General features: G+C 63.7%; 15 protein-coding genes. 8 read left to right on the top strand and 7 right to left on the bottom strand.

Going from position 1 to position 15,532, the window contains the following annotated elements; genetic code table 11:
- Positions 1-48: 48 nt before the first annotated feature.
- Positions 49-906, top strand: a complete 858-nt coding sequence (locus tag FHS78_RS13315) for an SDR family NAD(P)-dependent oxidoreductase (protein WP_167094861.1) — start codon at positions 49-51, stop codon at positions 904-906.
- Between the two features lie 15 nt (positions 907-921).
- On the opposite strand, the gene FHS78_RS13320 is transcribed toward FHS78_RS13315, so the two are convergent.
- From FHS78_RS13320 to FHS78_RS13340, 5 genes are all read right to left on the bottom strand, one after another.
- Positions 922-2,052, bottom strand: a complete 1,131-nt coding sequence (locus FHS78_RS13320; RefSeq protein WP_205305313.1) for a sulfotransferase family protein — start codon at positions 2,050-2,052, stop codon at positions 922-924.
- Complete coding sequence (locus FHS78_RS13325) at positions 2,049-2,783, bottom strand: hypothetical protein (RefSeq protein ID WP_167094862.1); 735 nt, start codon at positions 2,781-2,783, stop codon at positions 2,049-2,051. The genes FHS78_RS13320 and FHS78_RS13325 overlap by 4 nt, the downstream gene beginning before the upstream one ends.
- Positions 2,784-2,810: 27 nt before the next feature.
- A complete protein-coding gene (locus FHS78_RS13330) occupies positions 2,811-3,077 on the bottom strand; it encodes a hypothetical protein (RefSeq protein ID WP_205305314.1) in 267 nt (88 codons plus the stop codon).
- The gene (locus FHS78_RS13335) at positions 3,074-4,459 is read right to left on the bottom strand and encodes an arylsulfotransferase family protein (RefSeq protein ID WP_167094863.1); all 1,386 of its coding nucleotides are present in this window, start codon (positions 4,457-4,459) and stop codon (positions 3,074-3,076) included. Before FHS78_RS13335 ends, FHS78_RS13330 begins: the two co-directional genes overlap by 4 nt.
- Before the next feature lie 187 nt (positions 4,460-4,646).
- Entirely contained in the window at positions 4,647-5,348 is a 702-nt protein-coding gene (locus FHS78_RS13340) for an FCD domain-containing protein (protein ID WP_167094864.1), read from the bottom strand.
- 79 nt (positions 5,349-5,427) lie between these two features.
- Here FHS78_RS13340 and FHS78_RS13345 point away from each other — a divergent pair, with 79 nt between their 5' ends.
- The 5 genes from FHS78_RS13345 to FHS78_RS13365 all read left to right on the top strand — a co-directional run bounded on the left by FHS78_RS13345 (position 5,428) and on the right by FHS78_RS13365 (position 10,618).
- A complete protein-coding gene (locus tag FHS78_RS13345; protein WP_167094865.1) occupies positions 5,428-6,336 on the top strand; it encodes a fumarylacetoacetate hydrolase family protein in 909 nt (302 codons plus the stop codon).
- Between the two features lie 10 nt (positions 6,337-6,346).
- On the top strand, positions 6,347-7,747 hold the full coding sequence (locus FHS78_RS13350) for an amidohydrolase family protein (protein WP_167094866.1): 1,401 nt from the start codon (positions 6,347-6,349) through the stop codon (positions 7,745-7,747).
- Positions 7,748-7,812: 65 nt separating this feature from the next.
- Positions 7,813-8,787 carry an MBL fold metallo-hydrolase gene (locus FHS78_RS13355; protein WP_167094867.1) on the top strand — a complete coding sequence of 325 codons (975 nt, stop codon included), beginning with the start codon at positions 7,813-7,815 and terminating at the stop codon, positions 8,785-8,787.
- A 103-nt stretch (positions 8,788-8,890) separates the two neighbouring features.
- Positions 8,891-9,673 carry a glutathione S-transferase family protein gene (locus tag FHS78_RS13360; RefSeq protein WP_167094868.1) on the top strand — a complete coding sequence of 261 codons (783 nt, stop codon included), beginning with the start codon at positions 8,891-8,893 and terminating at the stop codon, positions 9,671-9,673.
- A gap of 9 nt (positions 9,674-9,682) precedes the next feature.
- A complete protein-coding gene (locus tag FHS78_RS13365; RefSeq protein WP_167094869.1) occupies positions 9,683-10,618 on the top strand; it encodes a glutathione S-transferase family protein in 936 nt (311 codons plus the stop codon).
- Positions 10,619-10,723: 105 nt separating this feature from the next.
- Here FHS78_RS13365 and FHS78_RS13370 read toward each other — a convergent pair whose 3' ends face one another.
- On the bottom strand, positions 10,724-11,530 hold the full coding sequence (locus FHS78_RS13370; protein ID WP_167094870.1) for a glucose 1-dehydrogenase: 807 nt from the start codon (positions 11,528-11,530) through the stop codon (positions 10,724-10,726).
- A gap of 209 nt (positions 11,531-11,739) precedes the next feature.
- On the opposite strand from FHS78_RS13370, the gene FHS78_RS13375 reads away from it, so the two are divergent.
- Positions 11,740-12,339: a TetR/AcrR family transcriptional regulator gene (locus FHS78_RS13375; protein WP_167094871.1), complete on the top strand. Its 600-nt coding sequence runs from the start codon at positions 11,740-11,742 to the stop codon at positions 12,337-12,339.
- A gap of 60 nt (positions 12,340-12,399) precedes the next feature.
- On the top strand, positions 12,400-13,614 hold the full coding sequence (locus FHS78_RS13380) for an LLM class flavin-dependent oxidoreductase (RefSeq protein ID WP_167094872.1): 1,215 nt from the start codon (positions 12,400-12,402) through the stop codon (positions 13,612-13,614).
- A gap of 93 nt (positions 13,615-13,707) precedes the next feature.
- Here the strand turns inward: FHS78_RS13380 and FHS78_RS13385 are convergent, their stop codons facing one another.
- Positions 13,708-15,507 carry a long-chain-acyl-CoA synthetase gene (locus FHS78_RS13385; RefSeq protein WP_167094873.1) on the bottom strand — a complete coding sequence of 600 codons (1,800 nt, stop codon included), beginning with the start codon at positions 15,505-15,507 and terminating at the stop codon, positions 13,708-13,710.
- Positions 15,508-15,532: the final 25 nt, after the last annotated feature.

The raw sequence follows: 15,532 nt of genomic DNA on the forward strand, positions 1-15,532 counted from the left end.
CATGACCCGGCTTGTCCGGGCCATGACGAAAAAAATGAGGGAGGAAACATGGCGGAGGAGAAGAAGGGTCCCGAAAAACAGGGCTATGTGCGCCCGCTGAGCGCGGAGTCCGAAGGCGACGCGCCGGGGCGGGGACGGCTGGAAGGCCGGCGCATTCTCGTGGTGGGCGGCGGGCAGCGTGTGCTCGATGCGGCGACCGACCCGGTCGGCAATGGACGCGCCATGTCGCTGCTCTTTGCGCGGGAAGGCGCTGAAGTGGCCGTCGCGGACATGAACGCGGAGGCCGCCGCCGAAACGGTACGCCAGGCCGAAGTGGAAGGCGGCAAAGCGACCGCCATCGCCGCCGATATTGCCAAACCCGACGACATCACCCGCATGATCGACGAGGCGATTTCCGCCATGGGCGGGCTCGACGGCATGGTGCTGAATGTCGGCGTCGGCGTGGGCGGGCTGGGGCTCGACGGCATTTCGGCGGAGGACTGGACGAAGGCGCTCGACGTCAATCTGCGCGGGCCCATGCTGTGCTGCCAGGCGGCATTGCCGAAAATGGAAGAAGGTTCCTCCATCGTCTTCATTTCCTCGATTGCCGGGCTCGTCGCCGGGAGCCGGTTGCCGGCCTATGACGCCTCCAAGGCCGCGCTTGGCGGACTGATGCGCCATGTGGGGCTCGAAGGCGCAAAGCGCGGCATCCGCGCCAACATCGTCGCACCGGGACTGGTGGATACGCCGCTCGGACGGCTGGCGACGCAGGGCCGCCCCTCGCGCAGGCGCACGCCCGTGCCCTTCGGTCGGCAGGCGACCGGCTGGGAGATCGCCTATGCGGCGCTCTTCTTCATCTCCGATGAAAGCGTCTATGTGACAGGCCAGACGCTGGCGGTGGATAGCGGGCTCACCGGGATCAGCTGAGGGAGGGCGCGGCGCTCAACCCATCTCATAGCCGAAACGCGCAGCGACCCTGGCCGTCCGCCCGGCAATGGCGCGAAGCTCGTCATCCGTGAAATCCGGACGGTAATAGCCGGGCGGCTGAAGCCTGTCCCGCGCCCGGGCGGCAAGGTCGAAATCACCCTCAAGGCCCGCATGCGTGAGCATATCCCCCATCATCTCACCCGGCGCGGCGCACATGTCCTCGTAACGCACCACCATGGTCGCCTCCGACAGGGCATCGTTTCGGTCGAGCGTGGCCGCGAGATAGCCATAGACCTCGGCCCATTGCAGCGCCCAGCCCTCCGCCTCCCGGCCCCGGGCCCAGAGACCCTCGATCTCCCGGGTGACGGTTGCGTTGCCATAGTTGAGCGGAACCCGGTCGAGGCCGAACTCGAAGTGGCCGACGCGCGCAAGATGCGCCCGCGCTTCGGGATGCGCCGTCTCGCCTTTCACGAAAAGGCGATGCTGCTTCATCAGCGATGCGACATGCCAGACCGGGTCGCGCACCGGCACGATGAAGCGTGCATCGGGGAATATCTTCACGAGATATTCCAGCCGGGAGATGTTGTAATTCGCCTTGGCGAGGTAGCGCGAACCGCCCCGCAAATAGAGAAGCTTTCGCATATGGGCGCGCAGGAACGCCTCGAACTCCGGATTGTCGCTCTCCGCATCGATCCGTTCGTCCCATGTCTTCTTGTGAAGATGGGGAAAGAAGGACATCCAGATCGGCTCCTCGAAGGCTTCCGGACTTTCCGACGTCACATAGATCCCGTCGCCATGCGCCCGCTCTTCCGGCCGCTCATCCTTCCTGGCCATGTAGTCGACGAGCCTGTTCCACAGGATCGGCGTGAAGACCGGCGGAAAATCGCGATAGCGCTGCGTGGCGACTTCGGGATGGGCCGCCAGCAATTCGAGGAGAACAGTGGAGCCCGAGCGCGCAAGGCCCGAAACCCAGATCGGCGAGACCAGCGGGATGTCTTCCATGCGGTCTTCGAAGAGTTTCGTCTCCATCCTCGCCAGCGACCGCATGAGCTTCGGCCTTTCGAACAGGTGACGTCCCACGCGATCCATCCATGGCGTGACGGCGAATCTGTCGACGATATCGGAGGAGGAAGATGTCCCGGTCATGCAATTCTCCCGGCCTTTTTGAAGATGAGGGAAAACGCGAAAAGCAGGACGAAGAATGAGAATTCCCAGCCGCGCATCCATGACGGGCCAACGGAAATGACGTTCTGCCTCGGCAGCGAGAGGTCGACCCGCGTTACCGGCGAGGCATCGGGGAGATAGCCCGCCGGATTGCCGAGCAGCCAGTTCCACCATTGCCATTTTTCGATGACGGGCACGGGTGCGCGAACGGGCACGTCCAAGATCATCCGGCCCTGCGGCTCGCGCACGACGACATGGCGGTCGCTGCCGGTGTCGGCAACCGCTGCCGGGCGGACCATGGTCGCCTGGTAGGTGCCGGGCTCGACTGCGACTGCCGTCTGCGGCGGGCTTTCATGGAAGCGATAGCCATATTGGTTGGAGAGCCAGGCGACAAGCACGAGCAGCGGCAGGGAGGCGACGAGTGCAGGCGGGAAAGCAAGCCACAACCGTCGCATGGCCTTGCCCAACGCATTGGCAATGAGAGGCCCGGCTTTATCCATATCGCCGTCGAAGGCGTTGAGTTTCATCCGCGCGTCGCGAGCCTGTGCCTCCACGCGTTCAAGTTCCTGCTGAGGAGAAAGAAGCTTGTAGAGCCACATGGAGACCGCCGCGCCGACGACCGCCCAGACGACGATACGGACGGAAGCGGGAATGTTCTGCATCAGCAAATCGACCGCCTGAAAAAACGGCGACGGCAAATCGAGAAGTCCCACGGGGCTTACCTCCCTGCCATGCCGGCGCTAGTAGCCGGCCTGCGAGCGTATATCGGCCGCGCTGTCGGACGTGCCGCCATCGACGGCCGGCTGCGCTTTCCTGCGCTTGCGCAGAGCGCGACGCAGGGGCCAAACGACGATGAAGGCGAGCGCCGCGCCGACGGCCGCCAGCACCCCGAAAAGCGCGGAGAGCACGCTGAGGCCCGCGCCGGGGCCCACATAGGCCATGGCAGGCGCGGCCCAGGCGGCGGCGACTATCAGGGTGAAGACGAATATGGTTTTGCGATGAGTCATCTTGCGTCTCCTTTCGACGAGGAAGGTTCGAGAGTGGAGAGAAAGGCGGGGTCTATTTCATCTTGCGTGTAACGATGACCCCAGACGACGGCCGGTATCTTCTTCTTGTCCTTTCCGCCGCGTACCGGATTCACATATTCCCAGGCGATTTCCCCAGCCTGCGTCACCTCGATAAGGCGTCCGCCCTCGGCCTCGGTGATGAGCGTATTGCCGTTCTCCAGCCGATGGGCCGCCGCGCGCAATTCGCTGTAGAGCTTGTCGTCGGGGGTTCCCTGCCACGACCAGACTTCCTCCATGGTCATCGGATCGACCTCGACGACGCGCGACGCGTGTCGCATGCCGCGATAATTGCCGTTGTTGTCGAAAAGCAGGATATGGCCGTTGGCGAGGGGCTCGGCATCGTGCTGGCCGGCCCAGGCGCCGGTCGTGCCCCAAACGATCTTCTCCGCCGCCGGGTCGTAAACGACGATCAGTCGCAGATTGCGAAAATTGATGAGAAGGTCGCCTTCCTTCGCGAAGGGCATATGCGCCGCGGCCTCCCTGCCGATCTCCTTGACCGAATTGGTATGCAGGGGATCCTGGGTTTCGGCCTCGTTCAGCGAGAAGAGCTGCCATTTGAACCGCGACTGCTCCACCAGCTCGAGCAGGGAGACGCGGCCGATCACTTTGCCGTCGGACGAATGAGTGACGAGAAAGTCCTCGATGAAGGGCGGTTCGAGATTGCCCTGCCCTTCCAGTTTCTCGTGCCGCATGGCGTGCGTGAGCTGATAGACGATGCCGTTCGCGCCGACCTCGGCGTCGTGATGGGCCATCTCCTTCGTATAGGACCAGATGACGTTGGAATCCTTGTCGAACTTGACGAGACCGAGGCCCCAGGGCGTATCGCCCGCCCCTTCATAGACCGCGAGAAGATCCCCGTTCGGATACATCCAGGTCTTGCGCATATAGACGCCCGAGCCGAGCGGCGGCTTTTTTGCCGGGTCATCGGACCGACGCCAGACCGCGTCGACATCCGCCTTCCATTCATGAACGACATTGCCGTCCATATCGATGAGATAGGCGGCCGGCTCATATGTGGAGGAATAGAGCGTGTAGCCCTTGAGCGCCTTGCCGGGCCTGTTGACGGTCACGCCTTCACCGACCGCTCGCGCTTCGGCCCACTGATCGGTGTTGTAGCGATCGGAGTATTGCGTTTCCTTCAGATAAAGCGCGACGGCCGCTTCATGCGCATCGGCAAGCAGGCGGTAGGGCCAGACCTTGGTGAAAACCACCGTGCTGCCCGCAATGAAGGCGATCAATGCGATGCAGAGCACGAAGATGACGAAGCCCGCCGATCCGCCGGCATCCGGTCCATTTTCCGGAATCTGATCCCGAGAGTTCATGCCGCCGCCGATCGCTCGTCGAGCAGTTGGTTTTTCAGGTATCGCTTGCGAAAGCCCAACGCAGCCCCATGGCGAAAAAGAGACATAAGCGGGGCAATAGAGAGGCTTTGCGCTGCAATCCTGCGCACAACCGGTGATTACGGAAAACATCAGTATACGAACGAAGAAGTGCGGCGATGTCGTCCGCCTATTCCTCGGGGTCGAAATCCTCGATCAGCGTGACATGGCCACGCAGGATTTCCGCCGCGCGGTCGGCATCGCGCGCCAGCACCGCGTCGAGGATTTCGCGATGAACGGTGCCCGCTTCGGCAAAGTCGACCGCGCTGCCCGCGACATGCTTTTTGTAGAAAAGCAGGCGATAACGACGCGCCTCTTCGTAAAGGCGCTGCTGCATGCGGGACAGACGCGCCGAGCCCGCGCCCGCGATGATCGCGAAATGGAACCGGCGATGCGCTTCCTCGTAAGCGGCAAGCGCCTCGTCCGTCGCGCGCTCCTGCAACAGGGCGTGACGCCGCTCCAGCAGATGAAAGGCCGCGACGAGCGAGGCCTCCCATTCCTCGTCGCCCTTTTCGATGGCGGCGCGCACGCCCGCCTCCTCCACCATCTGGCGGAGCATGACGATCTCGTTGAAATCCGCCCGGCTCATCGCGGCGACGCGGAAGCCGCGCTGCCCTTCCGTCTGGACCAACCCCTCGCCCAGCAGACGGGACAGCGCCTCGCGGACCGGGCTCATGCCCGCGCCATAGCGCTTTGTGAGGTCGGTCATGGCAAGCCGGCTGCCCGGCGCCAGCGCGCCGTTCAGAATGTCCGCGCGCAGCCGCGCCGCCACCCCGGCTGAAAGCGTGCGGTCGTCGGCGGATTCCAGAATTTCGAAATTTTGAATCGACATCGAAATTGAATCTACCTAGCGTTGGTCCCGCTGCCAACAAAAAGAAGCAGCCGAAAAAGCCATTCAGGGAGGATCGGCCATGCGTTTCGTGACCTATGCCGGGGAGAAAGGGGCCCAGCGGCCCGGCCTTTTGCTGGAGGACGGGGCGACGGTCGCCGATCTCGGCCATCTCTACCCCTCCCTGCTGGCGCTGATCGACGCGGGGGAGGACGGCCTCGCCGCCGCGCGCAAGGAGGCGCAGGCGCCTGCGAAACCCCTGCCGCTCGCCGGCCTCAGGCTGCTGGCGCCGCTGCCCGAGCCGCGCCAGCTCCGCGACTGCATGGTCTATGAAAAGCACCTGAAACAGGCGAGCGAACAGGGCCAGAAGCTGACGGGCGCGGAAAACCCCAAAGCGAACATCCCGCCCGTCTGGTACGCGCAGCCGATCTACTACAAGGGCAACCGCTTTTCGGTGATCGGCACGGAGACCGATATCGAATGGCCGGCTTACGCCGAACTTCTGGACTTCGAGCTGGAGCTTGCGCTGGTGATCGGCCGCAAGGGCAAGGACATCGCGCCGGAAAAGGCCGGAGACCACATCTTCGGCTACATGATCTTCAACGACGTCAGCGCGCGCGACGCACAGATGGCCGAAATGCAGGGCCAGCTCGGCCCGGCCAAGGGCAAGGATTTCGACACGGGCAATGTGTTCGGCCCCTGGCTCGTCACCGCCGACGAGGTGGGCGATATCCGCGATCTGCATGTCCGCGCGGCGGTGAACGGCGAGACCGTGGCCGACACGACCGCGAGCGACATGCAGCATGAGGTGGGGAAGATCCTCGCCCATATGTCGGCGAGCGAAACGCTTTATCCCGGCGAGGTGATCGGGCTCGGCACCATCGGCGATTGCTGCCTGCTGGAGCATGGCCGCTTTCTCGCCCCCGGCGACACGATCGAATTCGAGGTGGAAAAGCTCGGCACGCTGCGCAACCGCCTCGTGAGACATTAGGGAGGGAACCATGACGAAAACGCTCATCAAGGGCGGCCGCGTCCTGACCATGGCGGACGGGACGAAGGAGATCGCCGCCGACATTCTGGTCGAGAACGGCCGCATTGCCGACATCGCGCCGAACCTTGCCGCCGACGGCGCGGAAGTAATCGACGCGAGCGGCGACATCGTCATGCCGGGCTTCGTAGACACGCATCGCCATGTCTGGCAGACGCAGCTTCGCACCGTGGCGACGGACTGGAGCCTCTTCGACTATTTCGTGGAGATGCGGCTTTCCTATTCGACCTTCTACACGGCGGAGGACGCCTATCTCGGCAATTATGTCGGCGCGCTGGAAGCGGTCGATGCGGGCGTGACGACGATGGTCGATCACTGCCACATATTGAACACGCCCGAACACGCCGAAGAAGCCGTGCGTGGATTGCAGGAAAGCGGCCTGCGCTCGATCTTCTGCTACGGCACCTTCCCGAACGAGCCGCGTGTGAAGATGAGCGTGCCGGACGATCCCGGCTGGCGGCACAAGACGGCGCGGGAGCTGCATGCGAAAGCCTTCTCCGGCAGCAAGGGGCTGACGCATTTCGGCTTTGCGCCGTCGGAAGCCGAAGCCATGCCCTTCGAGGAGCTGGTCGCGGAAATCAAGCTGGCGCGCGATCTCGGCGCGGCGGCGATTTCCTGCCACGCGGCCATGGGCGCCTATGCGATGGGGGCCGACATCGTGGAGAAGCTCCACAAGGAAGGGCTGCTCGGCCCCGATCTTCTCTTCGTGCATGGCGCGGCCTTTACCGACCGCGAACTCGACCTCATCGCGGAAGCGGGCGCGGGCATTTCCTCCACGCCCGAAACCGAACTCCAGATGGGGATGGGTTTCCCCGTCGCGCATCGCGCCACGGCGCATGGCGTGAAGACGGGGCTCGGCGTCGATATCGTGTCGAACTATGCAGGCGACATGTTCATGCCCATGCGGCTCGGCCTGCAATCGACGCGCGCCACGCGCAATGCGGAGTATGAGGCGCGGGGCCGCGCGCCCGCCGACATCACGCCCGACGCGGCAAGCGTCTTGCGCATGGCGACGCTGGGCGGCGCGGAAGCGATCCATATGGAAAAGGAGATCGGCTCGCTCGAAAAGGGAAAGAGCGCCGACATCGTCATCGTCTCCACCGAGGCGATGCATATGACGCCCGCCTTCGACGCGGTCGGCGCGCTGGTGCTGAATGCGCGGCCCACCGACATCTCGACCGTGCTGGTGGCGGGCAACGTGGTGAAGCGCGACGGCAAACTCGTCCAGGCGGACTGGCCGTCGCTGCGCGGCAAATTCGTCGCCTCCGCCGAGCGCATCATGGCGGGCTTCGAGACGCTGGACATTCCGCCCATCGCGGAGGCCGCCCGGCCCATCATGCCGCATCTGGAATGAAGGCTTGAAGCGGACCGAACGGAATCCGACACTTGAACAAACACTAATCGTCCAGGGAGGACGCGATGGGACTGGGTCTGGCGAAATATCAATACACCAAGGGGCTCCACGATATCGGCAACGGCGCCTATGCCTGGTTGCAGCCGGATGGCGGCTGGGGCTGGTCCAATGCGGGGCTCATCACCGATAGCGGAGAGTCGCTGCTGGTCGATACGCTGTTCGACGTGCCGCTGACGAAGGAAATGCTCGACGCCATGAAAAAGGCCGAGCCGAAAGCGGCGGAGACCATCGGCATCGTCGTCAACACGCATCACAATGGCGACCATTGCAACGGCAATGAATGCTGCGCCAATGCCGAGATCATCGCGCACAAGCTCGCCGCCGAAGCCATGACGCGCGAACCGCCGCAGATGCTGGCGGGCTTTCTCGACATGGCGCCCGAGATGGGCGATCTCGGCACCTTCATCACCAAATGCTTCGGCCCCTTCGACTTCAAGGGCGTGACGCAGACCCTTCCGACGACCACTTTCGAGACGGAACTGACGCGCAAGGTCGGCGACAAGGAAGTCCGCATCATGCATGTCGGCCCCGCGCATACGCCGGGCGATGCCCTGGTGCATGTGCCCGCCGACCGCACCGTCTATACGGGCGACATCCTCTTCATCGAAGGCCACCCCATCATGTGGGAAGGCCCGGTGGGGAACTGGATCGAGGCCTGCGAGCGCATCATGGCGATGGATGTGGAAACGGTGGTGCCGGGCCACGGCCCCATCACCGACAAGAAGGGCGTGAAGGCGGTACAGGATTATCTAACCTACGTGCGCGACGAGGCGCGCAAGCGCTACGATTCCGGGATGGATGCCTTCGAGGCCGCGCTCGACATCGACATGAGCGATTACGACAGCTGGGGCGACGGCGAACGCATCGTGGTCAATGTCACGACGCTCTATAACGAGTTCAACGGCGTGCACGAGGAACTCGACGCCGCGAAACTTTTCGGCCAGATGGCGGAAATCGCAAAACGCAGGGGCCGCCTCTAGAAACCGGCTCCCTCACAAATCCGTGATCGCGCCCCGCATGGACGGGGCGCGCACGCATGCCCATGATCCCCGCACCAAAACATTGGAGAACCGGGGACAGACCATGCCGACACTCTATGAGCATCCGCTTTCGCCCTATGCCCAGAAGGTGAAGATCGCGCTCAGGGAAAAGAACATTCCTTTCGAGGTAAAGACGCCTGACGGGATCGGCGCAGGCGGCGCGGGCGGCGAATTTACGCGAGCCAATCCGCGCGCCGAAGTGCCCGCCCTCATCGACGAGGGCGAAGGCATTTTCGATTCCACCATCATCCTCGAATATATCGAGGACAAATGGCCGAGCCCGGCGCTGTTGCCCGCCGACCCGGCGGCGCGCGCCAAACAGCGCATGATCGAGGAAATTTGCGACACGCAATATGAAGCGATCAACTGGGGCATGGGCGAACTCCTCTGGTTCGGCCGGGGCGGCGAGGCGAAGGACACCATCCTCGCCCATGCGAAGGCGCAGACGGAAAAGCTGCAAGGCTGGCTGACGCGCCAGCTCGGCGATGCCGACTGGTTCGCGGGCAAGAACTTCGGCTGGGGCGACCTTTCCGCCGTGCCATACGTGGCGGCCTCCATCCGTTTCGGCTTTGCGCCGGAAAAGGGCTCGCCGCTGTCGAACTGGCTCGACCGCGCCATGCGGCGCGACAGCGTGGCGCCGACGCTTGCCGAAAGCGAAACCGGCGCGGGCGACATGGGCAATATCGCGGAGCTGCTGGAACAGGGCCTTTTCAAGCGCGAATATCGCGACCACCGGCTGGAATGGATGATGCGCTCCGGCGGCGTTCCCGTCGTGCTGGACGGGCTCGAAAAGGGCAATATCCGCTACAGCTACGAAATCGAATAGGAGGCGACCATGGCGCAAGCAGACGCGAATTCCATCATCCTGCATCAATATGACGTGTCGCCCTTTTCCGAAAAGGTGCGCGTGGCGCTCGGCATCAAGGGGCTCGACTGGTTCGCCTGCGATGAGCCCGTCATCATGCCGAAGCCGGAACTGACCTCGCTGACGGGCGGCTATCGCAAGATCCCTGTGATGCAGATCGGGGCGGATATCTATTGCGACACGCAGATCATCCTGCGCGAACTGGAAAAGCGCTATCCCGCGCCGACGCTCTTTCCCGGCGAGGACAAGGGGCTCGGCTGGGGCCTTTCCATGTGGACCGACCGCCTGCTCTTTCAGGCGGCGGTGGCGGTGATCTTCGGCGGCGCGGGCGATGCGGTGGACGAAGCCTTCAAGAAGGACCGCGAAGCGCTGACGGGCCGCCCCTTCGACACCGATGCGATGAAGGCCGCCGTGCCGCTGATGATGGAGCAACTCCGCGCGCAGCTCGGCTGGATCGAGGAGCAGCTCGCCGACGGGCGCAAATTCCTGCTGGGCGACAAGCCCGGCCTTGCCGATGCGAGCGGTTTCTACAATCTCGCCTTCATCCGCTGGATCCATCCGCAGGGCGCGGCGATGGTCGCGCACATGCCGAAGCTCGCCGCCTGGGAGGAGCGCGTGAAAGCCATCGGCCATGGCAACCGGCAGGAGATTTCGCGCGAGGATGCACTGTCGATTGCGAAAGCCTCGACGAGTATCGAGAAGGAAGCCGCCGACCCGAACGAGCCCAATGGCTGGAAGCCGGGCGACCTCGTCAGCGTGACGCCGGACGATTACGGCCGCGATCCCGTGGTGGGCGTCGTCGTCTCATCGTCGGCACAACACATCGCCATCCATCGCGAGGACATGCCGGTGGGGGATGTGGTGGTGCACTTCCCCCGCGCGGGCTTTTTCGTGATGGCGGCGTAGGCCTCCACCTTCATCGTCATTGCGAGGAGCGGCAGCGACGAAGCAATCCAGTTCGGCGCCTGCCGCTTCTGGATTGCTTCGCTTCGCTCGCAATGACGGGAACCGTTACCGCGCCGTCATGCCGCCGTCGATGACGAGTTCGGAGCCCGTCATGTAGCGGCTTTCGTCGGAGGCGAGGAAGACGATGCCGTTGGCGATATCCGCCGGAATGCCCGCGAAGCCGAGCGGCGCGGCCATTTCGCCGAGCGCGCCCGCGTCGATCGTGTTGGCGCCTTCGGGAATAAGATCGGACTGCAGCGCGCTCGTACCGCCCTGCGGGATCTTGTTCCAGATGTCGGTGTCGATGATGCCGGGGTGAACGGAATTCACGCGCACATTCATCTTCTCCTGCGCGCATTCGAGCGCGACGGCCTTGGTGAAGAGGCGCACCGCGCCCTTGGTGGCGCAATAGCCCGCAAGCCCCGGCGCGCCCTGAAGGCCCGCCACGGAGGAGATATTGACGACGGAGCCGCCGCCCGATTCCGCCATCAGCGGAATACCGTGCTTCACGCCGAAAAAGACGCCGTCGACATTGATCGCCATCTGGCGGCGCCAGTCCTCGACCGGCATGTCGAAAATGCGCGCGCCGACGCCGATGCCCGCATTATTGACGAGAATGTGCAGCGCGCCGTGCTTTTCCTTCACCGCGGCGACGATTTCCTGCCAGCGCGCCTCGTCGGCCACGTCCTGCGGCAGGAAGCTCGCCTCGCCGCCGGCCTTGCCGATGATGTCGACCGTTTCCGCGCCGCCCTTCTCGTCCACATCCGTGACGACGACTTTCGCGCCTTCCGCCGCCAGCGCGACCGCCGCCGCGCGGCCGATGCCCGCCGCCGCGCCCGTGACCAGCGCGACCTTGCCTTGAACCCGTCCCATGTCTTCCTCCTGGTTTTCGCGTCCCTTTGCTCCGGCCTTCTTCAAGGGGCCGGATGCACCAACGGCTCTTATACGCCGCGGCAACGGACCTATACCACAGACTTGCAGGAAATTGGACTGTGGTCTAGTTTTGTTGCCGGGAAACACGCCCCCGGGGAGACATGGCGAGATGCCGGGACCGGCGACGCCGCAGGGAGGATCGACACGCAATGGCCGACGCCGCGACAGCGCCCCGCCTGGGCAAGAAAGAGCGCACGCGCCGCGAGATCTATCGCACCGCCATGCAGCTCTTCGGCGAGCACGGCTATGACGGCGTGACCATCGAGGATATCTGCGCGGGCGCCGGCATCGCCAAGGCGACCTTCTTCCTGCATTTCAGGAACAAGGCCGCGCTGCTTCTCGCCTTCAACGAGGAAATCACGACGGCGCTGGCCGAAAAGCTCAGCCAGAACGACGGCAGTTCGGCGGAGGAACAGCTTCGCTTCATGGCCGACGTTTTCGGCGAGGCCTATCACTCCAATGCGCAGGTGATGCGCCGCCTGCTCACCGAATTTCTCGAACAGCCCGCCAGCTATCAGATGGCGCGCGAAGCCAATGAAAGCCTGATCGCCCTCGTCGCCAATATCGTGCGGCAGGGACAGAAAAGAGGCGAGTTCCGGAAAGGCTTTCTTCCCGAACTCGCCGCGCTCTCCATCGTCGCCACATGGAGCGCGCTCATCGCCTTCTGGCTCGAAAACCCCGATATCGAAACCGAGAGCAGCGGCAACGCCTTTCTCGACATCGCCATGAACGGCCTCAAGGCCGGCTGAACGAAAGAAACGACCGAAACCGCTATCCAAAACACGACAAATCCGAACAGGGAGGAAAAAATGGTCGGACGCAAAATGAAATTCGGTGCCTTTATCGCGCCGTTTCACCCGCTGGACGAGAACCCGACGCTCGCGCTGGAACGCGATCTGGAACTCGTGCAGCACATGGACAATCTGGGCTATGACGAAGCCTGGATCGGCGAACATCATTCCGCCGGCTACGAGCTGATCGCCAGCCCCGAACTCTTCATCGCGACGGTGGCCGAACGCACGAAGAATATCCGCCTCGGCACGGGCGTTTCCTCGCTGCCCTATCATCAGCCGCTGATGCTGGCCGACCGCATCAACCAGCTCGACCACATCACGCGCGGCCGCGTGATGTTCGGCGTCGGCCCCGGCGCGCTGCCCTCCGACGCCTTCATGATGGGCATTACGGTGTCCAAGCAGCGCGACATGATGGACGAGGCGCTGGATGCGATCGTGCCGCTTCTGCGCGGCGAGACCGTGACCATGAAGACGGACTGGTTCGAGCTGAACGAGGCGCGCCTGCAGCTCACGCCCTACTCCCGCCCCAGCGTGGATATCGCCGTGGCAAGCCAGGTCTCGCCGACCGGCGCGACGGCGGCGGGCCGTCACGGCGTGGGCCTTCTCTCCATCGGCGCGACCACGACCGGCGGCTTCAACGCGCTCGCCTCCAACTGGGCGATCGCGGAGAAGAACGCCAGGGAAGCCGGCACCGAGGTCAACCGCGACGACTGGCGCCTCGTCGGCCCGGTGCATGTGGCCGAAACGCGGGAAAAGGCGCGCGAGAATGTACGCTTCGGGCTGGAAAAGTGGCTTTATTACTTCCGCGAAGTGGCCGCCCTGCCGCTCGCACCGCAGGACGGGTCGGACCCGGTGGACGCGCTCATCAATTCCGGCATGGCCGTGATCGGCACGCCGGACGATTGCGTGGCGCAGATCCAGCGCTTGCAGGAACAGTCCGGCGGCTTCGGCACCTTCCTGCAGATGGCGCATAACTGGGCCGATTTCGCCGAGACCAAGCGCTCCTACGAACTCGTCGCGCGTTATGTGATGCCGCATTTCCAGGAAACGAACGTCAATCGCGGCATCTCGCTCGACTGGGCGCGCAAGAACCGCGAACGCTTCATGGGCGAAGCCATGGCCTCGGTCGGCGAGCGCGTCGCCCGCCATATCGAGAAGCACGGCACGGAAGACATCTCGCCGGAAATCCTCGCCGCCATGGGCATCAAGAGTTCCGACGCGGCGGAGTAAGGTCGCGTTGCACACAAAAGGAAAGGGCGGCTCCGAGGAGCCGCCCTTTTTATTCCGTGTCACCCCGGCGAAAGCCGGGGTGACACTGTCGCTTTAGACCCTGACCTCGCCCGCGCAGATGCGCTCATAGAGCGGCTTGTCGAGCAGGACGAACTTGTTCGCCTTCGGATCGTTGAAATAGACCGGCTCGGAGATGGCGTCGGGGTCGAAGCCGTCCTTCACGAGGTCCACCTTGCGGTGCTTGAAGGTGCCGGTGACTTCCATTTCCTGTTGCAGGCGGATGAAGAGCGGCTGGGCATATTCCGGCAGCTGCTTTTCCAGATGCGTATGGAACTTGTCGAGATCGATCCCGTTCTCGCTGACGATCGAGGCCATGCCCGCCTTGCCGTCCGCGCCGGGCACGGCGACGCCATAGACATTGGCTTCCTGAATGCCGGGATAGACGGACATCGCCTCGGCGACTTCCGAGGTGGCGACATTCTCGCCCTTCCAGCGGAAGGTGTCGCCGATACGGTCCACGAAATAGAAATAGCCGAGCTTGTCCTGCTTCAGGAGATCGCCGGACCGGAACCAGGCATCGCCCTTCTCGAACACGTCGCGCAGGATCTTCTTCTCGGTTTCCTCCTTCTTGGCGTAGCCGTCGAAACGGCCCGTGGGACGCTCCGGATCGTCGATGATCTGGCCGAGCGCCTCGCCCGCCTCCATCGGCTCGGCCCGGATGCAGAACCCGTCCGCGCCGCGCACCGGCTTTTCGTTCTCGATGTCGAACTTGACGATCTCGACATTGAACTTGTCCTTCGCCCAGCCCGGAATGCGGCCGACCGCGCCCACCGTGCCGTCGAAATTCATCAGCGCCACATTGCCTTCCGTCGCGCCGTAGAATTCCAGAACGCGGGGAATGCGGAAGCGGGTCTGGAACTCCTCCCAGATTTCCGGACGCAGCCCGTTACCCACGGCAAGGCGCAGCTTGTGCTTGCGCTCGTTCTTGTTGGGCTCGGTATTGAGCAGGTAGCGGCAAAGCTCGCCGATGTACTGGAAGAGCGTCGCCTTGTACTGGACGCAATCGTCCCAGAAATGATGCGCGGAGAATTTGCGCCTCAGGATCACCGAGCCGCCCACGGTGAGCGTGGTGCCGACCGCGCAGACGCCGCCCGCCGAATGATAGAGCGGCAGCACCACATACATGCGGTCTTTCTCGGTCGCATTCGCGCCCGCCGAGAAGGCGGCCATCATGCCGTTGAGGCGCTGATGCGGAATGCGCGCGGCCTTCGGCAGGCCGGTCGTGCCGGAGGTGTAGATGAAAAGCGCATTCTCGTCGGTCGTGAGGCCTGCGCGGAAATCGTCCGGCAGCGGACCGTCGTTGAAATTGTCGAGCGCGGCGTCGAGATCTTCGCTGCCCTGCACCTTACCGCCGGTCGCCCAGACGGTCATCGGCGTTTCCATGCAGTCGGTGCAGGTGAAATAGCCCTCGGCCAGCTCATTGCCGAGGATGAGGTGGTTCGCGCCGGAAATCTTCAGGCAGTGCGCCAGCGCGTTGGAGGTGAGATTGGTGTTGATGAGCGCCGCCGTCGCCCCGGCCTTGACGATGCCGAGCCAGGCCATGAGATATTCGGCCCGGTTCTCCATCATCAGCGCCACGACGTCGCCCTGCCCCAGCCCTTGCGCCTTCACCCAGCGGGCATAGCGGTTGGCCGCGCCGTTATAGTCGCGATAGGTGAAAGTCCGGTCGCCGCAATAGATGGCGATATTGTCCGGTTTTTCCTCTGCCAGCTTCTCCACGATATCGGCGAAGGTGGTGGACTTGTCCTTGCCGAGATCGCCCATGCGCTTCAGCGTCCTGAGCGCCGCGCGCACGAAAATGATCTCATTGCGAATACGATTGAAAAGACCCATTCCCTGTTCCCTATTTGCGGCCATC

This window comes from Parvibaculum indicum, from assembly GCF_011762095.1.
Lineage (GTDB): Bacteria > Pseudomonadota > Alphaproteobacteria > Parvibaculales > Parvibaculaceae > Parvibaculum > Parvibaculum indicum.